This is a genomic window from Pediococcus parvulus (assembly GCF_007990205.1).
GTDB lineage: Bacteria > Bacillota > Bacilli > Lactobacillales > Lactobacillaceae > Pediococcus > Pediococcus parvulus.
Genome location: NZ_BJWE01000004.1, coordinates 43970 through 70591, shown reverse-complemented (window position 1 = coordinate 70591; position 26622 = coordinate 43970). Strand labels below are relative to the sequence as shown.

Sequence of the window (26622 nt, the reverse complement as noted above, 5' to 3'; positions counted from 1 at the left end):
TAGTGGGCACGACTTGGTGCCGCAAGCCACGTCCCCAAGCTCGGCCTTTATCTAAGGAAACCCGCTAAGATAAACGACACTACTGAGCCCATTTGCTTTCAGACTAAGTCTAATCTTTGCGATCAACACACTGATATAATAATTTTGATACTTTCAACCTTTAGATCCTCAAAAAACACGTAAACTTAAATTGAAAAATGGAAATGAATATTAAAGTTGCACTTCATTGTGAGATGTGTTTGAATGGACTGCGAGGTAATTAGTTTTGCTTTACGTAAGCTAATTTCATGAAAGTATGAAAACTTGATATAGTATAACAAGTTCATTTGTAGTAAACTTATTTTTGATTTGCACTGCCCGAGTTTTTGCTCGGGTTAATTTTATTTTTGTAGAGGAGCATTATAAAATGTGGCGTTATCTAAAACGGCTCTTGATTGGAAAACCGCTTAAGACTTTGGACGAGGGTGGACAATCATTAACAAAGTTTAGAGCCTTAGCTTTATTGTCATCAGATGCTTTGTCATCTATCGCTTACGGAACTGAACAAATTCTTTCCGTTTTGTTGGTTCTTTCGGCGGCAGCGACTTGGTATGCATTACCGGTTGCAGGAATTGTGTTGGTTCTGCTATTCGCGATTACGATTTCATACCGGCAGATCATCAATGCCTATCCATCAGGTGGTGGGGCATATGTTGTGGCCAGCACCAACTGGGGACAATCTGCTGGATTAGTAGCTGGAGGATCTTTATTAGTTGATTACATGCTAACCGTTGCTGTTAGTGTGACTTCAGGAACCGAAGCCATTACTTCGGCAATTCCAAGTTTGCATGCCTATGCGGTGCCCATCGCAATTTTGATTGTAATCGGAATTATGGCACTTAATTTACGTGGCCTACGTGATTCAGCCTCGTTTTTAACTTTCCCGGTATACCTGTTCATCATTATGATCACAATTATGATTGGGGTAGGCTTTTTCAATATTATTACCGGACGAGTAGTTGCCCACGCTGCGGCCAGTGTTGGATCGGCCGTACCAGGGATGACAGTTGTCCTTTTCTTAAAGGCATTGTCATCAGGTTCCTCATCCTTAACTGGGGTTGAAGCAATTAGTAATGCGGTTCCTAACTTCAAGCGACCACGAAGAAAAAATGCGGCCAACACATTAGCTATTATGGCGTTAATTTTGGCTGTCTTCTTTGCCGGAATTACCTTTCTAAGTTATGCTGGTGGAATTTTACCAAACGCTAATCAAACTGTCCTTTCTCAAATTGGGGAAAGCGTGTTTGGTCACGGTTTATTATTCTACTTATTGCAGTTATCAACAGCTTTGATTTTAGCTGTGGCCGCAAATACTGGATTTTCGGCCTTTCCGATGTTGGCTTACAATTTGGCCAAAGATAAATATATGCCCCATGCCTATATGGATCGGGGAGATCGTTTAGGCTATTCAAACGGTATTATTTCTTTAGCGGTCGGAGCGATTGTTTTAATTATCATTTTCCATGGTCAAACTAGTCTCTTAATTCCATTATATGCCGTCGGAGTTTTCGTCCCATTTACACTTTCACAATCAGGGATGATCATTCATTGGTTCCGTGAGCGAACCGGACACTGGTTATTAAAGTCATCAGCTAATTTACTTGGTGCGGCTTTATCATTTGGTCTGGTTATCTGCTTGTTCTTCTTACATTTTGGCAATGTTTGGCCATATCTAATTGTTATGCCAGCTCTTTTACGTTTGTTTTATAAAATTCATCAACACTACGTTAAAGTGGCTAAGCAGCTCAGAATTGCGGCTAAAGGAAAAGTTCAGCTGCATGACTATGATGGATCAACAGTCATTGTGTTAGTCAGCAACGTAACGAGAGTGACAGCAGGAGCCATTAATTATGCCCGTTCGATTGGGGACTATGTCATTGCCATGCACGTTTCCTTTGATGCGGATCCCAAAAAAGAGCACAAAACGGCGGTTGAATTCAAGGCAGAGTATCCGGATGTTAGGTTTGTGGATATTCATTCATCCTATCGTTCAATTGCTAATCCAACATTACGTTTTTGTGATGTCATTGCACGTCGCGCGGCAGAAAGAAACTACACCACGACTGTGCTTGTGCCACAATTTGTGCCCCGTCGACCTTGGCAAAATATTTTGCATAACCAAACTGGTTTGCGATTACGAGCAGCGTTGAATTCACGAGAAAATATCATTGTTTCAACGTATCATTACCATTTAAATGAGTAAAAAGCTTATTATTTTAAGTGTGTGAATAAGAGGCCGCGCAAAAATTATGTTTTTGCGCGGCCTCTTTATATTTCTAAAATGTTGGAAAGGCCAGATTTTTCCGCTTAGTTTAGGCTATACCCAGAAACAAACCGAATTTTTTCTCTTTCTTTTGTTTGATTTAAAGTAGTCATGTTATCTTGAATTGAACTTGTGTTACGTTTGTGGGGTTTGTATAATAGTTATAATATCTAGAAAAGAGGTCTAACATGCGATTTGAAATTATTGTAAGTTTATTTGCTACAGCAATTATATCTGCTGTGTTAACACCGTTTGTTAGACGACTCGCTTTTAAAGTTGGCGCTGTGGATGAGCCTTCTGCAAGACGAGTAAACAAGATTCCCATGCCCACGATGGGTGGGTTGGCAATTTTCTTGGCTTTTAATTTTGCAACTTTCTTTTTGTTGCGAGCGCAAATCCCAACCCGACAGTTATGGGGCATCTTTGGCGGCGAATGTATCATCGTGATTACTGGTGTGATTGATGATATTTTTGTGTTAAAACCTTATCAAAAAATGATCGGGATTTCACTTGCGGCAATAGAAGTCTTTGTTTTTGCAAATGTACGAATGACCACGTTGACGATACCATTTTTAGGCACGGTTGGTTTAGGCTGGTTGAGTTTTCCGATTACTTATCTATGGATTGCAGCAATCACGAATGCCATTAATTTAATTGATGGGTTGGATGGTTTGGCTACCGGAGTTTCGATTATTGCTCTATTTACAACTGGGGTAACAGGTTTGTTCTTCTTGCCGACGCCAAATATTTACACAGTTGTGATGATTTTTACACTGGTAGCAGCAGAAATTGGCTTTTTGCCTTATAATTTCTTTCCGGCGCGAATTTATTTGGGCGATACTGGGGCTCTATTTATTGGATTTATGATATCCGTTTTCTCATTGTCAGGGTTAAAAAATGCAACGTTTATATCTGTCATTATTCCTGTGATGATTTTAGGTGTGCCAATTACGGATACCGTTTTTGCAATGCTACGACGAATTTTGAATAAACAGTCAATTTCACATGCGGATAAACGTCATTTACACCATCGATTGATGCAAATGGGGTTAACGCATCGGCAAACAGTTTTTGTGATCTATGGTATTTCACTTATTTTTTCATTTATTGCGTTACTTTATCCAATTTCTCCTATTTGGGGCTCTGTTTTGCTCACCATTGGAATTTTAATTGGTCTGGAGCTGTTTGTGGAGGCAATCGGGCTTGTGGGACAGGATCGGCGGCCACTTTTAAACTGGATTCAAAAGATTGTGACTTCGAATACGTCTAAAGAAGCCAGTAATCAACTCGAAACTGAGCGAGAAGAAAAGCAGCGAGTTGCAAAGATTAGAGAAGCACAAAAGCAAGAAAAAGAAAAAAAGGCTAGTTCTGAGTCTCATCAAAAAGATAAGCATTAAAAAATCTGTCCGATTCATATTTGGGCAGATTTTTTAATGCTTATTATCTAAAGGAATTTCATTAAATTGGTTGGCTTGAGATTGAAATGAAATGCGACCATTGAAAAAATCGGTGAGCTTTTTTTCAAAATTTTCAACTTGTGGTGTCGCTACAGGAACCGTAACTTGGACCTTTTCAGTGTATTGTGTATCCTGAATCATTAGTTTATGAACGCTTAACCAGTGTGTGAGTGGATCAAACTGTGAATAATCAATGGTAAGAAGCAAATCGGTTTGTTCAATACGTTCAACTAACCCGATTTCATCTAATAATTGCGAGGTTGAATTACTGTATGCTCGGATCAAACCACCAGCACCTAATTTAATACCACCAAAGTATCTGGTAACGACGACTAAAACGTTGTGCACCTCATTTTTTTGAAGGACTTCTAAAATTGGAACCCCTGCTGTCCCTGAAGGCTCCCCGTCGTCACTTGCCCGTTGAATATGATTATCATTGCCAAGCATGTAAGCAAAGCAATGGTGATTAGCCTTGTGATGGGTTGTTTTGATTTGAGTGAGAAACTGGTTGACGTCTGGTTCGGTTTGAATGCGAAATCCCGTAGCAATGAAGCGTGATTTTTTTATCTCAAGTTCATGAGAGCCGTTTTTTGAAATTGTAATAAAATTACTTGTCATAAAAAATATCACCTTTCTTTTACGTATGTTATTAACTGGGGATGAAAAATGGAAAAATCTGATTTTTATGGTCGTTTAGTACTCATGTCACGAGCAGAGAAAAATACGACGTTTAAACTAAGAAAAATGCCAACCATGCTTGTATCAGAAAAACGAGTGCGTTGCCTACGATGCAATACTTGGTTAGTTAAAGCGCAAGTTGCGCTACCACATGAAGAATTTTATTGTCCCGCCTGTATTCAATTAGGGCGGGTAACTACTTTAGATAATTTCTTCACTTTAGTGGAACCCAATCATTTCAAAAAGTTGGATCACTACTTAACGTGGCAAGGGCAATTAACAACCAGTCAAAAACGCTGTTCAAAAGAAGTTATTCACTCGTTTCAACAAGGTCGAGATCATTTGCTTTGGGCGGTCACTGGAGCCGGAAAAACGGAAATGCTTTTCCCGGGAATCAATGAAGCACTTAAGGATGGTAAAAGAGTTTGTTTGGCATCGCCACGAGTAGATGTTTGCTTAGAACTTTTCCCACGGCTGCAAGCCGCTTTTCAACATGTAGAGATTACGCTTTTGCATGGGCGGCAAACTGAACCCTACCGCTACACACAATTGACAATTGCCACAACCCATCAACTATTAAGATTTTACCATGCTTTTGATGTTTTGATTATTGATGAGGTAGATGCATTTCCCTATGCGCAAAATAAGCAACTGTTATTTGCGACAGCACAAGCTAAGAAGACAACGGGTTCCTGTTTGTTTTTAACAGCTACTCCTGGTGATGAGTTATTAAAAAAGGTTCATCAAAAGCAACTACAAGTTAGCTATTTACCGCGTCGTTTTCATGGCTTTCCACTGCCGGAAATTCAAACAAAGTTAGCCTTAAACTGGTATGGTAAAATCCAAAACAAGAAATTGCCAAGTGCCGTGAAACAGTTTCTTAAACAGTGTGAAGAATCTAAGCGACAATTTCTATTATTTGTTCCGCACATTAGTCATCTAGAGTTTGTGCAAAAGGCAGTCAATCAAGCTTTTCCCAAATTGTACGTGACAACCGTTTTTTCGGCAGACGATCAACGATTAGAAAAAGTGCAATTGATGCGTGATCACGAAGTTAATGGGCTTATTACGACGACTATTTTAGAACGCGGGGTGACTTTCCCGGAAATTGATGTTTGTGTGCTTGGTGCAGATGATGATACTTTTTCTTCAGCTGCTTTGGTTCAAATAGCTGGTCGGGTGGGTCGGAGTCCGAAACGCCCCACAGGTAACGTTTTGTTTATTTGTGCGGGACTATCTCGGTCTGTGAAAAAAGCCATTCAACAAATAAAGTTTGTTAACCACAAGGCAAAGGAGGAAGAAAATGGACTGTCTGCTGTGTCATCGCCAAATACGTGAATCATGGCCGCTAGGTTTTCTGATGTTACCCCAAAAGAAAAGGGTTACAACAACTTGTTCAGATTGCTTAGTGGCCTTTCATAAAATTGATCGGGAGATGAGCTGTGAAGGGTGTGGTCGGCAGCAAAATTCTCGAAAATTATGCCAAGATTGTCTAAAATGGCAAGCTAAAACAACTTATGATTTTTCAAATCGAGCATTATTTCAATATGATGAAGCAATGAAAACGTATATGCACGATTATAAATTCCAAGGTAATTATCAATTACGGCACGTTTTTGATGTCACTTTTTCTCATTTTATTGGCATGCAGACAGAGGTGGACTTTTTAGTGGCTTTACCGATAGATCGCCAAACCTGGCAAACGCGTGGGTTTAATCAAGTGACTGGATTACTTACAGAGCTCTCCACAACGGACCTTCTTGTGATGGATCGTCAAAAGAAGGAAAAAAGACAGTCACAAAAGAAACGACGAGAACGCTTGAAAACTAGTAATCATTTTCAAATTGATGTAGAATGTCCGGAACAGATTAAAAATAAAAGTATTTTGTTACTCGACGACGTTTATACCACAGGACGAACGCTTCGACATGCTGCCGAAACGCTGTATGCGGCGGGATGTCGCAAAGTTGACAGTGTGACGTTATGTCGATAATAAATTTTTTTCGTTTTTATTTGTTAATAATAGCGTTTTCATTTATAATGGAATTAAGCAAGATATTAGAAGAGTGGTCCTTTCAATATCGTGTTTGGGCGAGCACAAATGCTTGCTACTGAAGGGAGAGAAGATTTATGCTTGATTTTAATGTACGTGGCGAAAATATTGAAGTGACAGAAGCAATTAGAAATTATGTGGAAAAACGCATTAGTAAACTAGAAAAATATTTTGATTCTAGTGTGAATGCTAAGGCTCATGTAAATCTAAAGGTTCATCCAGACAAGACAGCCAAGGTTGAAGTTACAATTCCACTTCCATATTTGGTACTGAGAGCTGAAGAAACATCACCTGATCTGTATGCAAGTGTTGATTTGGTCACTGATAAGTTGGAGCGCCAGATCCGCAAATATAAAACAAAAATTAATCGTAAATCTCGTGAAAAGGGATATAAAGGCGTTGAAGTTCCCGGTGCAGATCTTGATGCCGATGATGAAGATACAGATTCATCTGAATCAAAATTTGATATTGTAAGAACAAAACGTGTTTCACTAAAACCAATGGACAGCGAAGAGGCCGTTTTACAAATGGATATGTTGGGACATGATTTCTTTATCTATCAAGATGCTGAATCTGATGCTGTTAACATTGTCTATCGTCGTAATGATGGCCGTTATGGCTTGATTGAATCTGATGATTAGTTAAATAAAATAACCTGTGAACTGAAAAGAAAGTGATCGATTTGAGTGTGATTTCAAATCTGATTTCTTGATTTTCAGTTCTTTTTGTATAGTTAATGCGAGGTTCTTAACTCTTTTGTTTAAAAATAGGCGTAGTAATGTTAAAATGTTATATGGTCTACAAGTTTTTAGAATAACAAATATGTAATTTAAAAAATGAAAAAGTTTAGATTTAAGAGGGGAACTGTTGAATGGCTAATGTATTAAGAAAATGGGTTGAAAGTGATAAACGTGACCAAAGACGTTTGGACCGTTTGGCTAACAAAGTTGAAGCATATAAAGATGAGTACAGTCAATTATCTGATACAGATCTACAAGCAAAAACACCTGCACTTAAAGCACGTTTAAAAAATGGTGAGACTTTAGATGACATCTTACCAGAAGCTTTTGCGGTTGCTCGTGAGGGTGCCAAACGTGTGCTTGGTCTTTTCCCATTCCATGTCCAAATCATGGGTGGTATTGTCTTGCATGAAGGTAATATTGCTGAAATGAAAACTGGTGAAGGAAAAACCTTAACTGCTACAATGCCAGTTTATCTGAACGCTTTGGCTGGTAAAGGTGTTCATGTTGTCACAGTTAATGAATACTTATCTGGCCGTGACGCGACTGAAATGGGTGAGTTATATAACTGGCTCGGTTTGAGCGTGGGCTTAAACATTGCAGAAAAATCACCAGAAGAAAAACGAGCTGCCTATGCGGCTGATATTACGTATTCAACCAATAGTGAAATTGGTTTCGATTATTTACGGGATAACATGGTTGTTTACCAAGAAGATATGGTTCAACGACCATTGAATTTTGCGATCATTGATGAAGTTGATTCCATTTTAATTGATGAAGCCCGAACACCATTGATTATTTCTGGACAATCAGAAAATGGTACTCATATGTATCGTCGTGCGGATCGCTTTGCAAAAACATTGACGGCTGAAAAAGATTACAAGATCGATTGGGAATCAAAATCAATTTCTTTAACTGATAATGGAATTGAAAAGGCTGAAAAGTATTTCAATCTAGAAAACCTTTATGATGTGGATAACGCTTCGTTAACTCATCATTTGGATCAAGCGTTACGTGCTAATTACATCATGTTAAAAGACAAAGATTACGTTGTGCAAGACGGTGAAGCTTTAATTGTTGATCAATTTACAGGACGAGTTATGCAAGGTCGTCGATTCTCTGATGGGCTGCATCAAGCCATTGAAGCCAAGGAAAACGTTGAGATTCAAGAAGAAACCAAGACCATGGCCAATATCACTTATCAAAACTTGTTCCGTATGTATCATAAACTATCAGGGATGACCGGTACTGCTAAAACTGAACAAGAAGAATTTCGTGAAATTTATAACATGGAAGTTATCTCTATTCCAACTAACCGTCCAATGATCAGAGATGATCGTCCTGATCTTCTTTATCCAACCTTGGAAAGTAAATTTAATGCTGTTGTAAATGAGATCAAGCAGTTGCATGCCAAAGGACAACCAATGTTGATAGGTACTGTGGCGGTTGAAACTTCTGAACATTTGTCACATTTGTTGGATGAAGAAAAAATTCCACATGTTGTTTTGAATGCAAAGAACCATGCCAAGGAAGCTGAGATCATTATGAATGCCGGTCAAAAAGGTGCTGTAACGATTGCAACTAATATGGCTGGTCGAGGAACTGATATCAAGTTAGGCCCTGGGGTTAAGGAATTAGGTGGACTGGCCGTAATTGGTACTGAGCGTCATGAGTCACGACGAATTGATAATCAGCTTCGTGGCCGTTCAGGTCGTCAAGGTGATCCAGGTATGTCTCAATTCTATTTATCACTTGAAGATGATTTGATGATTCGTTTTGGTTCCGAACGAATTAAGAATTTATTGCAACGACTTAAAGTTTCTGATGATGATGCGGTGATTCAAAGTCGCATGATTACCAAACAAGTTGAGTCTGCCCAGAAACGAGTCGAAGGTAATAACTACGATTCTCGTAAGAATGTTTTACAGTACGATGATGTGATGCGTGCGCAACGTGAGGTTATTTATGGCGAACGTCAGCGTGTTATCATGGCAAAAACTTCTTTGAAGAATGTCATGGTGCCAATGATTGAGCGGACTGTCAACCAAGTTGTGGATGTGCACACCCAAGGACCTGACAAGAAGAAGTGGGATCTAGAAACTATTTTAGATTTTGCTAAATCGAATATGGTTAATGAAGATAGTATTGGGCTTAGCGATTTTGCAGGTAAAACATCAGAGGAAATTAAGGGATACTTATTGGACAGAGCAAAGGAAATCTATGCTCAAAAAGAAAAGCAGCTCTATGATCCAGCACAAATGTTGGAGTTTGAAAAGGTTGTTATTTTGCGTGTTGTTGATGCCCATTGGACTGAGCATATTGATGCAATGGACCAACTCCGTCAATCAATTGGTTTACGTGGTTATGGTCAATTAAACCCATTAGTTGAATATCAATCTGATGGTTATCGTATGTTTGAAGAAATGGTTTCAGATATTGAATATGATGCAACTCGTCTGTTCTTGAAGTCAGAGATTCGTCAAAATATCCAACGATAATTTGGTTCAGAAAGAAAGGTTGGCATCAAAACACTATGTTTTGGCCAATCTTTTTTTAAGGTTAAATTTAAGGAGCTAAAAAAATGGAATTAAGTGAAACAAAAAAGCAAATTAATCAAATGAAACAAGAAGTCGCTGACTTTAGGGGGTCGCTTTGACTTCGATAAACTAAGTGAAAGTATTTCTATCAATGAGGCCAAGATGGGAGAACCCAATTTTTGGAATGATCAAGCAAAAGCACAGAAGTTAATTGACGAAACGAATATCTTAAAGCAAAAATATGATCAGTTTCATGATCTTCAATCACAAGTAGAAAACTTAGAAGTAACTGAAGAACTTCTTGAACTTGAAGCCGATCCTGACATGCAAGCAGAATTTGAGAATTCATTTACGAGTACACAAAAAGCTTTAAGGGAATATCGACTGGGCCTTCTTTTAAATGGTAAGTATGATGCTAATAACGCTATTCTTGAAATTCACCCCGGAGCCGGGGGAACAGAATCTCAAGACTGGGGATCAATGCTTTTAAGAATGTACACAAGATGGGCAGAACAACACAATTTTACTGTTTCAATTGAAGATTATCAGGCTGGTGACGTTGCCGGACTGAACAGTGTGAGTGTGGTCATTGCTGGCCATAATGCTTATGGTTATTTACGATCTGAAAAGGGTGTGCACCGGCTCGTACGAATTTCTCCCTTCGATGCGGCGGGTAGACGGCACACTTCATTTGCATCCGTGGATGTTATGCCAGAACTGGATGATTCTGTCGAAGTTGATATAAAACCGGATGACTTGCGAGTTGATGTTTATCGTTCAAGTGGTGCTGGTGGGCAACATGTTAACAAAACTTCCTCAGCCGTACGGATTACGCATTTACCGACCGGTATTGTGGTGGCTAGTCAAGCCCAACGTTCACAATTGCAAAATCGACAAACAGCGATGGCTATGTTGCGTGCTAAATTGTATGAACGTGAAGAACAGAAAAAAGCAGAGCAGAAAGCTGCTATTGAAGGTAAACAACTAGAAATTGGTTGGGGATCACAAATTCGGTCGTACGTTTTTCACCCGTATTCCATGGTTAAAGATCATCGGACTAACTACGAAACAGCCAATGTTTCCGGCGTGATGGATGGGGATCTAGATGGGTTCATCGATGCCTATCTTCAATGGAAACTACAACAGGCAAATCCAAAGTAATGTCAGGCAAACAAGTGGAGGCGGGTTTGATGAATAAAAAGATCTTAATTGTCGATGATGAGCCTTCAATTGTTACGTTACTTACGTATAACTTGAACGAGGCTGGCTTTCAAGTTGAAAGCGTCGGATCCGGTTTACAAGCTTTGGCTTGGCTAAGAACCAAGCAAGCTGATTTGATTGTGATGGATTTAATGTTGCCAGGAATTGATGGCTTAGAGGCAATTCGACGCATCCGAGGAACTCAAGAAGAAACACCAATTATTATTTTGACAGCTAAAAATAACGAACTAGATAAAATAATTGGTTTTGAAATTGGTGCGGATGATTATCTGACAAAACCATTTAGTCCTCGAGAACTAGTGGCAAGAATTAAAGCAATTTTACGCCGAACGGAAAATGGTCAAAAAAAGGTTGCGCCGATTGAGACCAGTCAAGAAATTCGGTATTTAGGTAATCTTTCGTTAAATTTAGACCGTTATGAAGTCCAAAAAAACCACCAAAAAGTAGCCTTAACACCTAATGAATACAAATTGCTGGTTTATTTATGGGATCATGCGGATCGGGTTTTAAGTCGCGAACGGATATTAAATGCCGTTTGGGGTTACGATTATGCAGGCCAGACGCGGATGGTGGATATTCACATTAGTCATTTACGCGACAAAATTGAAGATGATCCCAAAAATGCAAAATTAATTTTAACAGTGAGAGGCTTTGGATATGAATTCAATACAAAAAAGACTGCTGAATAGAACGTTGCGTTTTTTTCTGACTAGTTTTGTCGGGAACCTGTTGATGGCTTTTTTAGTGTTAAGAGCAGTTCAAAAGGGGCAGCATAGTTTTAGTACAAAAGAAATTAACTATATCTTACTGTTTGCTATTACAATTTTTGTGACTGCTATTGAAGTAGTTGTTTATTGGAGTAATTTGCGCCAGTCGCAAATGCGTCAAGACGCTTTAAACGAAAAACTGCAAGAAGTTTTGAATGGTGAAAAAGCTAGCCAAATTGTGTTACCAAAAGATGATCCGTTTTATGAACTCACGATGACCGTCAACAAAATTGAATCCCATGATCGCCATCAAATCCATAATCTGACGAATCAAGGTAATGAACTAAAAGCCATTGTGAACAATTTACCGGTGGGTGTGTTGGTAATTAATCGGCATCGTGAAGTCCAATTGGCGAACCCGGCTACGGTAGATTTATTGCAGTTGCAAATTAAATCGGATCCGCACCCTTATACAATGGATATCAAACAAAGAGAACTTCAGGCATTGATTGAACGAACTTTTGAGACGAAACGCAGTCATCACCGGATCCTTCACTTGAAACGAGAACCTAGTGAAAAAGTGGTTGAGGCAACCGTTGTTTATAATAAACAAGTTCACCATCGTTTTGAGGTGATTGTGTTATTGTATGATATTACTGAGGCTTGGACTGTGGAACAAATGCAGTTGAATTTTGTCAGCAATGCTAGTCATGAGCTAAGGACGCCAATAACCGCCATTTCTGGATTTGCAGAAACTCTGATGAATGGTGCGAAGAATGATCCAGACAAATTGGATGAATTTTTAAGTATTATTCAAAAAGAAAGTCGAAAATTAGTTCGATTGGCTGATGATATTTTATCAATTTCAAGGACGCAATCAGATGATGAACAGTCATTACAAATTTCGGATTGTGAGTTAGCCGCTTTAGGACAGGAAGAAATTGATCTTTTGCATCGTGGGATTCAGCTACACCAGGTCACGGTCTCCAATAAGATTCCTAAGGATGTGACAGTTCAAACTGATTCTCAACAGTTAGGCCAAATCATTAAAAATTTGGTGGCCAATGGTATTCGCTATAATCACCCTCATGGACAAGTTACGTTATCCTATGCAGAGACTAATAATCGCTGGCAACTAATTGTAGAAGATGACGGAATTGGGATCGCAGCTGATGAACAACATAAAGTTTTTGAACGTTTTTATCGAGTCAGTTCCAATAAATCAGGTGAATTAATCAGTGGTACTGGTTTAGGACTGCCAATTGTAGCTGAAAGTGTCAAAAACCTAGGTGGCGAAATTCGCCTCAATTCTGAAGTGGGTAAGGGTTCTAAATTTATTTTAACCTTTCCTAAAACTTGGCATCCAAATACAGAAATATAAAAACATTACTAATATACAGGCACTAAATCATGACAAGGTTCGTGATTTAGTGCCTTTTTTGCGTTTTAATCTTTACACAACCTTTACATGAACAACATGATAGCTAAACACACAGTAGATAAACTCAAGATGTAACGTCGAGAGGAGATGGAATAAATGAAGCGAATTATAGGGGTAATTCTTGCGGTTGGAATATTAGCCGTTGGATTAGTCGGGTGTGGGACTAAGAAGGGACACGCAATCACAATTGTGGGGTCAACAGCCTTACAGCCACTGGTTGAACGAGCTGCTAGTAACTATCAACTCGTAAATTCGAATGTGGCGATTACCGTTCAAGGCGGAGGTTCGGGGACTGGTTTGAGTCAAGTCCAGTCTGGAGCCGTCACAATTGGCAACTCAGATGTTTTTGCAGAAGATCAAGAAGGAATCAAAGCTGCAAAATTAGTCGATCATAAAGTGGCTGTGGTGGGAATTACGCCCATTGTTAATAAAAAAGTCACAGTAAAAAATTTAACCGCTAAGCAACTTCGTCAAATCTTCACAGGTAAAATTACGAATTGGCAACAAGTTGGCGGTAAAAAGCAAAAAATAACAGTAATTAATCGATCTCAAGGAAGCGGCATTCGAAACACCTTTGAAGCAATTGTTCTTGCTGGTAAAACAGCATTGCGCTCCCAGGAACAAGATTCTAACGGCACCGTCCAAAAAATTGTAGCGGCCACTCCTGGAGCTATCAGCTACACGTCATTTTCATATGTCAATGACCAAGTAAAGGCATTGAACCTTAATGGTGTTCAGCCAATTGCAGCAAACGTCATGACGAATGCATGGCCAATTTGGTCTTATGAACACATGTATACCAAGGGAAAACCTGATGTGCAAACCAAACAGTTTTTAAATTATGTCAGATCACCCAAAAATCAAAAAACACTAATTACTGATCTAGGTTATATTTCAATTCATGATATGAAGGTTACTCGAGATTATCACGGGAACCTTCGGCATAAATAGAAAGGAGTGTGAAAAGTTTGGATAAGATCAAACGACAATTAACAAGTTCTTCTAAAGCAACCCGACAAGATCGAATCGGAAAGCTAGTTGCCTTTTTATGTACTTTTTTGATTGGGCTACTTGTTGTTTCCATTTTCTATATGGTAGCTTCCAGAGGGTTAGCGACCTTTTTTAAAGATCATGTTTCCTTGTGGGACTTTTTAAGTCATCAGAATTGGAATCCTAGTCAAGTTGGCAAGGATGGCACACCAGAAGTGGGTGCTTTACCAATGATCGTAGGTTCCTTTTCTGTGACTGTTTTATCAGCTATTTTAGCCACGCCGTTTGCGGTCTCCATGGCATTGTTTATGACCGAGATTGCGCCAAAGAGAGGACAAAAAGTTCTCCAACCAGTTATTGAACTATTGGTAGGAATTCCCTCTGTTGTTTATGGATTTGTAGGATTAACGATTGTGGTTCCAGTTGTTCGTGCCTTGGGCGGAGGAACTGGATTTGGAATTTTATCTGGGACACTCGTTTTGTTTGTCATGGTGTTACCTACAATCACCTCCATGTACGTCGACAGTTTACGATCGGTGCCCGGTTTTTATCGTGAAGCAGCCTTGGCACTAGGGGCTACGCGTTGGCAATCCATATATAAAGTTATTTTGCGAGCTTCAGTACCCGGATTGTTGACGGCCATAATTTTTGGAATGGCTAGAGCATTTGGTGAAGCTTTAGCCGTCCAAATGGTCATCGGAAATGCTTCATTGTTGCCACACGATTTGATCTCACCTGCTTCAACGTTAACCAGTGTCTTGACAACAGGCATTGGTAACACGGTTATGGGCACACTGCCTAACAATGCGTTGTGGTCGCTTGCCTTAATCTTGTTATTGATGTCGCTAGCATTTAATCTGCTGGTACGTGTGATCGGAAGCAAAGGGAGGTTAACGAAATAATGAATGCAAAAAGAATTGATAAACTGGCCACAGCCGTTATCAGCCTCTTAGTTGGTGTTGTGGTGTTAATTTTATTGTCATTAATTGGATATATTTTGGTAACCGGATTACCGCATATCTCATGGCATTTTTTAACTTCACCTTCCCAAGCTTTTTTAAAGGGTGGCGGAATTGGTGATCAACTATTTAATTCATTTTATTTGTTGGTTCTGACGCTTGTAATTTCATTCCCAATTGCACTTGGGGCGGGTATTTACTTATTTGAATATGCACCTAAAAATTGGGTGACAAATACCATTCGCGTAGCAATTGAAGTTCTTAGTTCCTTACCTTCAGTGGTTGTCGGGTTGTTCGGATTTTTATTGTTTGTGGTTGAATTTAAGCTAGGTTTTTCAATCTTGTCGGGGGCGATTGCATTGACGTTTTTCAACCTGCCGCTTCTAACCCGGAGCATTGAAAACTCCTTAACTGCTGTCCCAAAACTACAACGAGAAGCTGGGTTGGCGTTAGGATTTTCACGATGGCAAACAGTATTAGGGGTAATTTTTCCTGAAGCATTGCCGGGAATTTTGACGGCCGTAATTTTAAGTGCGGGTCGAATTTTTGGTGAAGCGGCCGCGTTAATTTACACAGCAGGTCAAAGTGCCCCAATTTTAAATTTTGCCAACTGGAATCCTTTCAGTCCAACTAGTCCTTTGAATCCAATGCGTCCTGCCGAAACACTTGCAGTTCACATTTGGAAAATTAATTCAGAGGGAATTATGCCAGATGCAAGCGCAGTATCGGCCGGGGCATCCGCCGTTTTAATTGTGGTTGTGCTCCTCTTTAATTTTTCGGCGCGCTGGCTAGGCAATCGAATTTATCGAAAAATCACGGCGTCCAAATAAATGAGGTGGTTTAATTGAAAAAATATTCACTAACAGAAAATTATATTCACAAATTTGATCCAAATAAAACCACCATTGGGTTGTCAACCGAGGATTTACAGGTTTTTTATGGTGATTATCATGCCATGTATGATGGCAATTTACAGTTTCCTAAAAATGCAATTACAGCAATGATCGGGGCTTCGGGTTCGGGAAAATCAACTTTTTTACGCTGCTTAAACCGAATGAACGATGATATTGCGACGGTAAAGGGCAAAATTGTGTATCAAGGAATTGATATCAATGCACCAGAAATCAATGTTTATGAAATGCGCAAACATGTGGGAATGGTTTTTCAACGACCCAATCCGTTTGCAAAATCCATCTTTAAAAACATTGCCTATCCGTTGCAAAAGGCGGGAATTAAATCAAAGGTTGAGCTAAAAGAACGGGTGGAAAAAAGTTTACGGCAAGCAGCTTTATGGGAGGAAGTTAAGGATGATTTGAATCGTAGTGCCTTGGCTCTTTCAGGTGGCCAACAGCAACGCCTGTGTATTGCTCGAGCATTAGCTATGAACCCGGATGTGTTGTTGCTGGACGAGCCGGCCAGCGCTCTTGATCCGATTTCAACGGGAAAACTTGAGCAGGCTTTGTTCGAACTAAAAAATCAGTACATGATTATTATGGTGACACACAGTATGCAACAGGCTTCGCGTACTAGTGATTATACGGCTTTTTTCCACATGGGACATGTTCTTGAGTTTGATCGTACAGAACGCATTTTTACCAAACCTCATATTCAAGCAACTGAGGATTATATTTCTGGGAATTTTGGTTAACCGGAACTTTGTAGAAGGAGAAAAACATGGCAAATATAATTACAACTCGCAATGTGCGGCTATATTATGGAGATCATGAAGCGCTGCACGGAATTGACTTAGATTTTCCTAAAAATCAAATTACAGCTTTAATTGGTCCTTCTGGAAGTGGCAAATCGACTTTTCTGAGATGTTTAAATCGAATGAATGATCTTGTAAGTGGCGTAACTATTACTGGTAGTTTAAAATTAGATGGTAAAGATATTTACAGTCCTCAGACCGATGTGGTGGCGTTACGTAAAAAAGTTGGAATGGTATTTCAACAACCCAACCCATTCCCGTTCTCTGTTTTTGACAATGTGGCATTTGGCCTACGATTAGCTGGCATAAAGGATCATAAGTTAATTCAGGAACGGGTCGAAACGAGTTTGAAACAAGCAGCTGTTTGGGAGGAAGTTAAGGATAATTTAACCGATAATGCCTTATCTTTTTCAGGTGGCCAGCAGCAACGGATTTGTATTGCCCGTGTTTTAGCAGTTCAGCCAGAAATTATTTTGATGGATGAGCCCACCAGTGCGTTAGATCCCGTTTCAGCAGGAAAAATTGAAGAATTATTGTTGGACATTCAGGACAAATTTACCGTTGCCATTGTGACGCACAATATGCAACAGGCTTCACGAATTTCAGATCGAACGGCATTTTTCCTTGATGGAAAATTAGTGGAAACGGGTTCGACCAAACAATTATTTATGGCACCAAAGCAAGAAGCAACCAGTGATTATTTGAATGGAAAATTTGGCTAGACGGAGGTTATGAAGATGCGCGGAATTTTTGAAGATGAACTCAAAAAATTGCATGGAAAATTTACTGAAATGGGAATTAATGTTAGTGAGGCCATTTATCGGGCTTCAAAATCATTTATTGATCATGACAAATTACTTGCGCAACAGGTTATTGACCATGATGAACAAATTAATGAGGAAGAGATCAAATTGGAAGACCAAGCCTTAATGTTGATTGCATTACAACAGCCAGTGGCAACAGATTTTCGGCGGATTATCATTGTTTTAAAGGCGAGTTCTGATTTGGAACGCATTGGTGATCATGCGGTAGGGATCGCTAGAGAATCCATTCAGTTAAAAGGTGAACACCGGATTGAGGAAATTGAAAACGAAATTGGCGAAATGACCAATAATGTGCGTTCGATGTTAGAGGAAGTTTTGGATGCCTATGTCAAAGAAGATGAGATGGGTGCTAAAAAGATTGCGAGCGCAAATCAAAAAATTGACGAGGACTATGCGGAAGTTCGTGAAAAAACAATTAAAATGATGAAACAGGATTCAAAAGTGATCACAGGAAGTGCAAGTTACTTGATGGTTGCTAGTTATTTAGAACGCATTGGTGATCATATTGGGAATATTGCGGAATGGGTGGTTTACAATGAAACGGGTCATCTTGCAGAATTAACCCCAGATCATCATCCAGAAGAAAAATGAATGATAGACTTGATAGATGAAAGTTTAAGAATCTATCAAGTTTTTTATTTTAGGGGTTAAGTTTGCCAATTTAGCTACACAAGCTGTAGAATATAATTAATTAACAACTTGAGGTGAATAACTTATGAAATCAAATACAAAACGAAAATTTACAAAATCAAATAGTCGAATGGTATCAGGTGTCCTAGGTGGAATCGCAAATTTCTTTGCGATTGATCCTTCAATTGTGCGGGTCGTCTTTGTTATTTTGACATTAATCTCGCATATTTGGCCAGGAATTTTAATCTATGCTTTACTGGCTTGGTTAATGCCAGAAAGTCAAGAACAACGTACCAGCGGTTTTACAGAAAACTTCTTTACTGGTTTTGACCAACCACAACAAAAATCACAATCCCGAAAACGAAAAGTTATTAAAGATGTGCAAGAAGAGGACGATCCAACTTCTAAACATCAAAAATAGGAGGAGGGTGCCTTATGAAGTTTTGGCAAAGAGTAGTTGCCGATGCAATTATTTTTATTGCTTTGGCAGGATTTTATCGAAATAGCGGTAATTTTGTGGTCACCAGTGTCGGGGTTGCCCTTGGTGCTAGTTTAGTTTTAGCTATTTTAAATGCATCAGTCAAACCATTCTTACAGTTGATTTCCTTACCAATCACAATATTGACCCTCGGGCTTTTTAGTATTGTGATTAATGCGGTTATCTTGCAATTAACTTCGGTTCTAGTAGGATCAGCTAGTTTCTATTTTTCATCGTTTGGAATGACTATGTGGATTGCGCTGCTGATGTCCATTTTAAATGCGATTATTTCGAATTATTTTATTAATCGATAGTGCGTCATGTCATAAAATCACAGGGGGTTTTATTTTGGCAGATAGTGTGAAGGTAGCAGATCTTGTAAAATCAACAAGACTAGATGTTTATTCCGGAAAAGAATTTTTAACAAAACGGGATATTACAGTTAGTGATATTTCACGACCCGGTTTAGAGTTAACCGGGTATTTTAATTTCTATCCACATGAACGTGTGCAACTGTTTGGGCGTACCGAGATCTCTTATGCAAAAGGCAGTATGACCAGTGAGGAACGTCTTGATGTTTATCAGCGTATGGCCCATGATGACACACCAGCATTTGTTATTTCGCGTGGGTTACCAATTCCAGAAGAGCTAACGACGGCTGCGAAGGAAAAAAATATACCTGTCTTGGGTTCTGCCTTACCTACCTCGCGGTTATTGAGTAATATGACCAATTATCTGGAAGGTAAACTGGCCGAACGGCAATCTGTTCACGGGGAACTGGTTGATATTTATGGACTTGGTGTTCTGATTACTGGAGACTCTGGGGTTGGTAAAAGTGAAACGGCACTGGAACTGGTTAAACGTGGACATCGTCTGATTGCTGACGATCGTGTAGATGTTTATCAGCAAGATGAACAAACGCTGGTGGGCGAAGCACCTAAAATTTTACGTCACCTTTTGGAAATCCGCGGAGTTGGAATTATTGATGTGATGAACTTGTTTGGTGCGGGTGCTGTGCGGACCGAAACGGATATTAACTTGATTGTGCATCTTGAAAACTGGGATGATGATAAGCAATTTGACCGGTTAGGTAATGGACAACAAACACGTAAATTCTTTGATGTCGAAATTCCAAGGATCGCGATTCCTGTTCGTACTGGACGTAACTTGGCAGTTATTATTGAGTCAGCGGCGATGAACTTTAGAGCCAAAAATATGGGTTACGATGCAACTAAGGTTTTTGACGAGAATTTGAACGAGTTAATTAAAGATAATTCGAAGAACAACTAACAGGAGATGATGGGTGTGAAGGTATTTTTAGGGGCACTAAACCCAATTGCATTAAAACTGGGTCCTTTTGAGATTCACTGGTATGGTGTGATTATTGCCAGTGCGGTTGTTATTGCAACATTCTTGGCTGTTCGTGAAGGAAAGAAAAGACAAATCGATCCCGACGATATTTACGATATGATTTTGTGGGCGTTACCTGCCGCTTTAATAGCGGCTCGCGCCTATTATGTAGCCTTTGAGTGGTCTTATTATTCCCAACATCCAAGTCAAATTATTGCTATCTGGGATGGGGGAATCGCCATCTACGGATCTTTAATTGGAGCTGGTTTGGTTGTTTATTTCTTCTGCAAATCCAAATGGATTCCAGTTTGGCTCATGCTTGATGTTGCAGGACCCGTAGTTTTGATGGCTCAAGGAATTGGTCGCTGGGGAAACTTCATGAATCAAGAGGCTTTTGGACGGATCACGTCCCTCCAGTTTTTGCAAAATTTACATATTCCCCATTTTATTGTTCAACAGATGTTCATTAATGGTGCCTATCGTCAACCAACATTTTTGTATGAATCAATCTGGGATATCTTGGGATTTATCCTGTTGATGAGTTTTCGCCATCGAAAACATTTATTTAAGCAAGGTGAAGTTTTTCTTAGTTATGTGATTTGGTATTCATTTGGTCGCTTCTTTATTGAAGGGATGCGGACTGATAGTCTAATGATTGGAAATGTGATTCGGGTGTCGCAGGTCTTGTCAGTGATTTTGTTTGTCGGTGGGCTGACGTTCTGGTTTATTAGAAGGAAAAAGCTGACAAATAATCCTTGGTATTTAGATGGAAATGAATTAAATCCGCAGAAAAGTTGAGTAATCGCTGGGATTGTTAGATAATGGAAAAGTAGAACAAGAAATGATTAATTATAAGGAGTTATATTGATGTCTGAGAAAATTGCGGTATTAGGTGCTGGTTCATGGGGTAGTATTTTGGCCAACCTGTTAACAGAGAACGGTAACGATGTTCGTGTTTGGTCAAATGCACCGGAACAAGTTAAGGAATTAAACGAAAAGCACACTAATGAACACTATGTTCCGGGATTTAAGTATTCGGATAAGTTAGTTGCTTATGATGATCTAGAAGCAGCGCTCGATGGAGTTGCAGTCGTCTTGTTTGTTGTTCCTACTAAAGTGATGCGCTTGGTAGCTAACGAAATGGTCGAAGTTTTAGAAAAAACTGGCAACAAACCAATTATCGTTCATGCTAGCAAGGGATTAGAGCAGGGGACGCACAAACGCCTTTCTCAAGTTTTGGAAGAAGAAATTCCAGAAAAGAATCGTCAAGCTATCGTTGTTTTGTCTGGTCCTAGTCATGCTGAAGAAGTTGCTAAAAAAGATATTACTTTGGTAACAGCTGCAAGCACAGATCAAACAGCAGCACAAAAAATTCAAAAATTATTTATGAATAAGTACTTCAGAGTTTATACGAACGATGACATCATTGGAGTTGAAACGGGAGCAGCCTTAAAGAATATTATTGCTTTAGGTGCTGGTGCCCTTCATGGCTTAGGCTATGGTGATGATGCAAAAGCCGCTTTGATGACTCGTGGATTGGCAGAAATCAGCCGTTTGGGAGTTGCCTTAGGGGCAAAACCTTTGACTTTTATCGGTTTATCTGGAGTTGGTGATTTGATTGTGACGGCCACTAGTGTTCATTCACGTAACTGGCGTGCAGGTAATGAATTAGGTCAAGGAATGCCCTTAAAAGAAGTTATTGATACAATGGGCATGGTTATTGAAGGAATTCCTTCAACGCAAGCAGCTTATGAATTGGCGGCTCAAAACCATACTGACATGCCAATCACCAATGCCATCTATGATGTTTTATATAATGGTAAAGATGTAAAGACCGCCATCGAAGAATTGATGGATCGCGAAGGCAAACCCGAAATTGAGTAAGTAGATTTTAAATAAAGGGGAGTTATTTATGTCAGATAGAGTTAGAAAAGCAATCATTCCAGCTGCTGGATTAGGAACTCGTTTTTTACCAGCTACTAAGGCTTCACCTAAAGAAATGTTGCCAATTGTGGACAAACCAACCATTCAATTTATTGTTGAAGAGGCCCGTAAAGCTGGAATTGAAGACATTTTGATTGTCACTGGTAAGGGTAAACGTGCTATCGAAGATCATTTTGATTCTGTTCCGGAATTGGAAAGCAATTTGAAAGCCAAGCACAAGGATAATCTTTTAAAATTGGTCGAAGAAACGACTGATATTAATTTGTACTTTATCCGTCAGTCACATCCTCGTGGATTAGGTGACGCCGTATTAATGGCGAAGGATTTTGTGGGTGATGAACCATTTGTGGTTATGCTTGGTGATGATTTGATGGAAGATAAGGTCCCATTAACTAAGCAACTCATGAATTCTTACGAGGAAACACATGCTTCAACTTTGGCGGTTATGCAGGTCCCTCATAAAGAAGTTTCAAAGTATGGTGTGATTAAACCTCAAGCTAAAATTAAACCTGATTTATTTAACGTTGAAAGCTTTGTTGAAAAGCCAAGCCCTGAAGAAGCACCAAGTGACTATGCCATCATTGGTCGCTATTTGTTGACACCAGAAATTTTTGATATTTTGGAAAATCAAAAACCTGGTAAAGGCAACGAAGTTCAACTTACAGATGCTATCAACGAGCTTAATAAAACACAACGGGTATTTGCTCACGTATTTTCGGGCGACCGGTATGATGTTGGAAATAAGTTTGGTTTCTTAAAGACGAACATTCAATATGGTTTGAAGCATCCCGAAGTAAAAGATGATTTACGCGAATACATCAAGCAGTTAGGTGCTAAACTAACTGCAGAAGATAAAGTTAGCAAAAAATCAAAATAATTAAGAAATCAAAATAGGTCTGAATAGAAACTGGCAATTACCGGAATTCTCTGGAATTGCCAGTTTCGTTATCGCAAGGAGAAACGGACTAACTAATTGTAAGCAAAATGTTAGACATTTTGATAAGAAGATAGTATATTATTATCATTATCAATTGAGAGAAGGGGAAAGTACTTGGCAAAAGAATATGACGTTATTGTAATTGGTGCGGGTCCTGCCGGAATGACAACCGCTTTGTACGCTTCACGTGCTAATTTATCCGTTCTAATGTTAGATCGCGGAATTTATGGCGGTCAGATGAATAATACTGCAGCAATTGAAAACTATACTGGTTTCAAATCCATCTTAGGACCAGATTTGGCTAAAGACATGTATGATAGTTCAATTCAATTTGGAGCGGAATATGCCTACGGGAGTGTTCAGTCAATCGAAGATCATGGGGATGTTAAAGTTGTAAAGACGGATACCGACGAATTTACAACGAAGGCAGTTGTGCTCGGAACCGGTTCTGAATATAAGAAACTCGGTGTGACTGGCGAGGATACCTACAGCGGCCGCGGCGTTTCCTATTGTGCGGTATGTGATGGTGCCTTCTTTAAGGGCATGCATTTAATCGTTGTTGGCGGTGGGGATTCTGCTATCGAAGAGGGAATTTATTTAACCCAGTTAGCTTCAAAAGTTACTGTTATTCATCGTCGTGATCAATTACGTGCACAAAAGATCACTCAAGAACGTGCTTTTGCTAACCCTAAAATGGAATTTGTTTGGAATAGCAATGTCACTGAAATCTTGGGTGACGATCAAAAAGTTACTGGTGTTAAAGTTAACAATAATAAGACTGGTGAGGACAGTACGATTGAAGCCTCTGGCGTGTTTATCTACGTGGGTAATCATCCAATGACTGACAACCTGCATAATCTCCCAATCTTAGACGAAAATGGCTGGATTCCAACAGATGATCATATGCAGACGAAAGTTCCCGGTATCTTTGCTGTTGGTGATGTTCGCCAAAAGGATCTTCGCCAAATTGCAACCGCTGTTGGTGAAGGTGGTATCGCTGGACAACAAGTTTTCTCATACATTCAAGATTTAAAAGCTAAAGCTACTGTCAAATAAACAAGTAAAGTTTCGGGAATACTAATTTCTCGAAACTTTTTTTGAGTTAAAAAAGTATCGGAGGAAACCGATATGACTAAAAATTTGCCTATACCAAAGAAAACGTTTCAATCAACCAGCTAATTTGTTGTATACTTAAGATGTTGAATAAAATACGCCAATATTTGGGGGTAAAAAACGTGAGTTGGAAAGATACCTATCAATCATGGATGGAACGGGTTGATTTAGAACCTGGATTAAAAAAAGAATTAGATCAGTTGGCAGGAGAAGACACTGACTTAGAAGAAGCATTTTATGCACCAATGGAATTTGGAACCGCTGGAATGCGGGGGGTCATGGGTCCCGGAATTAACCGGATGAACATTTATACAGTGCGTCAAGCGACAGAGGGACTTGCAAACTTCATGGATGAGCTGGATGAAAAGACGAAGCAACAGGGCGTTGCCATTAGTTTTGATTCACGTTATCACTCTAAAGAGTTCGCACATGAGGCTGCACACGTTTTGGGTGCTCATCATATTCCTAGTTTTGTGTTTGATGACATGCGACCAACGCCTGAACTATCTTTTACAGTCCGTCATTTGCATACCTATGCTGGAATAATGATTACGGCGAGTCATAATCCAAAGCAATATAATGGTTATAAGATATATGGGCCAGATGGTGGGCAAATGCCACCCGTGGATTCGGATAAAATTACAGCGTATATCCGCAAAGTAACGGACATTTTTGATGTCCCCGTTGCTGACGAGCATGAATTACGTCAAAATGGCTTACTTACCTTGATTGGTGAAAATGTGGATGAGGCATATCTTGCCGAAGTAAAAACCATTACGATTAATCCGGATTTGATTAAAGAGTATGGAGCAGACATGAAGCTGATTTACACACCACTTCATGGAACTGGCAAAGTTTTAGGCAATCGTGCTTTGCAAAATGCGGGATTTAATGATTTTACAATGGTTCCTGAACAGGCAACCGCAGATCCAGAATTTATTACCACCCCATTTCCAAATCCAGAGTTTCCACAGACCTTTGATTTGGCCATTAAACTAGGTAAAAAACAAAATGCTGATTTACTGGTAGCAACGGATCCAGATGCTGATCGATTAGGGGCCGCAGTACGTCGACCAAATGGTGAGTATCAATTACTAACAGGTAACCAGATGGCAGCGTTAATGCTCAATTATATTGTGACTGCACGGCAGGAAAATGGCACATTACCTAAAAATGCAGTGGCAGTAAAGTCCATTGTTTCTAGTGAACTGGCTACCAAAATTGCTGAAGCACATGGGGTTGGCATGGTTAACGTTTTAACTGGATTTAAATTCATCGCTGATCAAATTCAACATTATGAAACGACTCATGAGCATACTTTTGTTTTCGGATTCGAAGAAAGCTATGGGTATTTGGTTAAACCCTTCGTGCGTGATAAGGATGCCATTCAGGGGATTGTGATGTTGGCAGAAATTGCGGCTTACTATCGTAAACAGGGGAAAACCCTTTATGACGGGTTACAAGATCTTTTTGCAAAATATGGTTATTATGCAGAAAAAACGATTTCAAAAGATTTTCCCGGCGTCGATGGTAAGGCAGAGATGGCCAACTTAATGACGAAGTTTCGGGAAGAACGTCCGACTGATTTTGCGGGTCAAGAAGTTACCGCTTTGGAAGACTTTGAAAAACAAGTGACAACGTTTGCGGATGGCACAAGCAGAAAGATTGCTTTACCCGTTTCAAATGTTTTAAAGTATCAACTTAAGGACGGTACTTGGATTGCTATTCGACCATCTGGGACGGAACCCAAAATTAAATTCTATGTGGGTACTGTGGGATCAGACAATGCAATTGCTCAAAAGAAAGTTGCTGATTTTGAAAAGGCAATTGACAAATTTATTGAAGCTTAATTTAAACTTCTTCGGATAAAATTTGACTAGGAGGCCGCTGATGGGAATTCACCAATATATCAAGAGTTTAAGTAATTTAGAGACTTTAGTGCGTGCACCAGGAATTTTTAAATATCAGAAGCATTCAGTTGCTGAGCACTCTTTCAAGGTAACCCAAATTGCCCAATTCTTAGGTGATGTGGAAGAAAATAAAGGAAATAAAGTCAACTGGCAATCACTTTATGAAAAAGCTTTAAACCATGATTATAATGAGCGATTTATTGGTGACATCAAAACACCTGTGAAATATGCGACGCCTAAATTACGATCGATGTTGGCTGATGTCGAGGATTCGCTTTCTGAAAGTTTTGTGAATACTGAAATTCCTAGCGAATTTCGAAGTGCTTATCGGCGGCGTCTTTCTGAAGGTAAGGATGACACTTTGGAAGGTAAAATATTGTCGGTAGCTGATAAAATTGATCTCCTGTATGAATCTTTTGGTGAGATTCAAAAGGGAAATCCGGAAGCAACCTACGAGGAAATTTATAAAGAAAGTTTAAGTACCATTGTAAAGTTTAAAGAGCTAGCATCCGTGCAGTATTTTTTGCATGAAGTTTTACCAGATTTATTGCGGGAAAAGTTTACTGATCAGGCTAAGTTAGGAAAAATTACCCAGCAAATTATCAAGTAAACAAGATGATAGCGAAAGTATGTTCGGTATGGT

Annotated in this window: 25 protein-coding genes; 24 read left to right on the top strand and 1 reads right to left on the bottom strand. The window is 39.4% G+C overall.

Features of this window, described 5'->3' with window-relative positions:
- The first annotated feature begins 406 nt into the window (after positions 1–406).
- Entirely contained in the window at positions 407–2242 is a 1836-nt protein-coding gene (gene kimA / locus PPA04_RS02085) for a potassium transporter KimA (RefSeq protein WP_057784327.1), read from the top strand.
- Positions 2243–2490: 248 nt separating this feature from the next.
- On the top strand, positions 2491–3699 hold the full coding sequence (locus tag PPA04_RS02080; protein ID WP_057784328.1) for a glycosyltransferase family 4 protein: 1209 nt from the start codon (positions 2491–2493) through the stop codon (positions 3697–3699).
- 33 nt (positions 3700–3732) lie between these two features.
- Here the strand turns inward: PPA04_RS02080 and PPA04_RS02075 are convergent, their stop codons facing one another.
- Positions 3733–4377 (bottom strand): YigZ family protein, encoded by a 645-nt coding sequence (locus PPA04_RS02075; protein WP_057784329.1) that lies wholly within the window; start codon positions 4375–4377, stop codon positions 3733–3735.
- A 48-nt stretch (positions 4378–4425) separates the two neighbouring features.
- On the opposite strand from PPA04_RS02075, the gene PPA04_RS02070 reads away from it, so the two are divergent.
- The 22 genes from PPA04_RS02070 (at position 4426) to PPA04_RS01965 (ending at position 26589) form a co-directional block, all read left to right on the top strand.
- Positions 4426–5775, top strand: coding sequence for an ATP-dependent helicase ComFA (locus PPA04_RS02070; RefSeq protein WP_057784330.1), 1350 nt, complete (start codon positions 4426–4428; stop codon positions 5773–5775).
- Positions 5741–6430 (top strand): ComF family protein, encoded by a 690-nt coding sequence (locus tag PPA04_RS02065; RefSeq protein ID WP_057784331.1) that lies wholly within the window; start codon positions 5741–5743, stop codon positions 6428–6430. Before PPA04_RS02070 ends, PPA04_RS02065 begins: the two co-directional genes overlap by 35 nt.
- A gap of 137 nt (positions 6431–6567) precedes the next feature.
- On the top strand, positions 6568–7131 hold the full coding sequence (gene hpf / locus PPA04_RS02060; protein WP_057784332.1) for a ribosome hibernation-promoting factor, HPF/YfiA family: 564 nt from the start codon (positions 6568–6570) through the stop codon (positions 7129–7131).
- 230 nt (positions 7132–7361) lie between these two features.
- On the top strand, positions 7362–9728 hold the full coding sequence (gene secA, locus PPA04_RS02055) for a preprotein translocase subunit SecA (protein ID WP_057784333.1): 2367 nt from the start codon (positions 7362–7364) through the stop codon (positions 9726–9728).
- Positions 9729–9811: 83 nt separating this feature from the next.
- Positions 9812–10928, top strand: a protein-coding gene (prfB, locus tag PPA04_RS02050; protein WP_147206685.1) for a peptide chain release factor 2 whose coding sequence is annotated in 2 segments (ribosomal slippage) — positions 9812–9883 and positions 9885–10928 — 1116 coding nt in all. Because the reading frame shifts where the segments join, the coding sequence is not laid out codon by codon here.
- Between the two features lie 29 nt (positions 10929–10957).
- On the top strand, positions 10958–11677 hold the full coding sequence (locus tag PPA04_RS02045) for a response regulator transcription factor (protein ID WP_057784335.1): 720 nt from the start codon (positions 10958–10960) through the stop codon (positions 11675–11677).
- On the top strand, positions 11646–13076 hold the full coding sequence (locus PPA04_RS02040) for a sensor histidine kinase (protein WP_057784336.1): 1431 nt from the start codon (positions 11646–11648) through the stop codon (positions 13074–13076). Before PPA04_RS02045 ends, PPA04_RS02040 begins: the two co-directional genes overlap by 32 nt.
- A gap of 156 nt (positions 13077–13232) precedes the next feature.
- A complete protein-coding gene (locus PPA04_RS02035) occupies positions 13233–14087 on the top strand; it encodes a phosphate ABC transporter substrate-binding protein PstS family protein (protein WP_057784337.1) in 855 nt (284 codons plus the stop codon).
- Between the two features lie 17 nt (positions 14088–14104).
- Positions 14105–15028: a phosphate ABC transporter permease subunit PstC gene (gene pstC / locus PPA04_RS02030; protein ID WP_057784338.1), complete on the top strand. Its 924-nt coding sequence runs from the start codon at positions 14105–14107 to the stop codon at positions 15026–15028.
- Positions 15028–15915, top strand: coding sequence for a phosphate ABC transporter permease PstA (gene pstA, locus PPA04_RS02025; protein WP_057784339.1), 888 nt, complete (start codon positions 15028–15030; stop codon positions 15913–15915). The genes pstC and pstA overlap by 1 nt, the downstream gene beginning before the upstream one ends.
- Before the next feature lie 14 nt (positions 15916–15929).
- Positions 15930–16733: a phosphate ABC transporter ATP-binding protein PstB gene (gene pstB / locus PPA04_RS02020; protein WP_147206684.1), complete on the top strand. Its 804-nt coding sequence runs from the start codon at positions 15930–15932 to the stop codon at positions 16731–16733.
- A 26-nt stretch (positions 16734–16759) separates the two neighbouring features.
- Positions 16760–17515 carry a phosphate ABC transporter ATP-binding protein PstB gene (gene pstB / locus PPA04_RS02015; protein ID WP_057784340.1) on the top strand — a complete coding sequence of 252 codons (756 nt, stop codon included), beginning with the start codon at positions 16760–16762 and terminating at the stop codon, positions 17513–17515.
- 15 nt (positions 17516–17530) lie between these two features.
- Positions 17531–18208 carry a phosphate signaling complex protein PhoU gene (gene phoU, locus PPA04_RS02010; protein ID WP_057784341.1) on the top strand — a complete coding sequence of 226 codons (678 nt, stop codon included), beginning with the start codon at positions 17531–17533 and terminating at the stop codon, positions 18206–18208.
- A 124-nt stretch (positions 18209–18332) separates the two neighbouring features.
- Positions 18333–18668 carry a PspC domain-containing protein gene (locus PPA04_RS02005; RefSeq protein ID WP_057784342.1) on the top strand — a complete coding sequence of 112 codons (336 nt, stop codon included), beginning with the start codon at positions 18333–18335 and terminating at the stop codon, positions 18666–18668.
- 14 nt (positions 18669–18682) lie between these two features.
- On the top strand, positions 18683–19039 hold the full coding sequence (locus PPA04_RS02000) for a phage holin family protein (RefSeq protein WP_057784343.1): 357 nt from the start codon (positions 18683–18685) through the stop codon (positions 19037–19039).
- 34 nt (positions 19040–19073) lie between these two features.
- Positions 19074–20015 (top strand): HPr(Ser) kinase/phosphatase, encoded by a 942-nt coding sequence (gene hprK / locus PPA04_RS01995; RefSeq protein ID WP_057784344.1) that lies wholly within the window; start codon positions 19074–19076, stop codon positions 20013–20015.
- A 15-nt stretch (positions 20016–20030) separates the two neighbouring features.
- Positions 20031–20873 (top strand): prolipoprotein diacylglyceryl transferase, encoded by an 843-nt coding sequence (gene lgt / locus PPA04_RS01990; protein ID WP_186806937.1) that lies wholly within the window; start codon positions 20031–20033, stop codon positions 20871–20873.
- 69 nt (positions 20874–20942) lie between these two features.
- On the top strand, positions 20943–21959 hold the full coding sequence (locus tag PPA04_RS01985) for an NAD(P)H-dependent glycerol-3-phosphate dehydrogenase (RefSeq protein WP_057784346.1): 1017 nt from the start codon (positions 20943–20945) through the stop codon (positions 21957–21959).
- Positions 21960–21987: 28 nt separating this feature from the next.
- Complete coding sequence (galU, locus tag PPA04_RS01980) at positions 21988–22896, top strand: UTP--glucose-1-phosphate uridylyltransferase GalU (RefSeq protein WP_057784347.1); 909 nt, start codon at positions 21988–21990, stop codon at positions 22894–22896.
- 174 nt (positions 22897–23070) lie between these two features.
- Positions 23071–24012 (top strand): thioredoxin-disulfide reductase, encoded by a 942-nt coding sequence (gene trxB / locus PPA04_RS01975; RefSeq protein WP_057784348.1) that lies wholly within the window; start codon positions 23071–23073, stop codon positions 24010–24012.
- Positions 24013–24191: 179 nt separating this feature from the next.
- The gene (locus tag PPA04_RS01970) at positions 24192–25919 is read left to right on the top strand and encodes a phospho-sugar mutase (RefSeq protein ID WP_057784349.1); all 1728 of its coding nucleotides are present in this window, start codon (positions 24192–24194) and stop codon (positions 25917–25919) included.
- A gap of 40 nt (positions 25920–25959) precedes the next feature.
- Positions 25960–26589: a YfbR-like 5'-deoxynucleotidase gene (locus tag PPA04_RS01965; RefSeq protein ID WP_057784350.1), complete on the top strand. Its 630-nt coding sequence runs from the start codon at positions 25960–25962 to the stop codon at positions 26587–26589.
- Positions 26590–26622 lie beyond the last annotated feature (33 nt).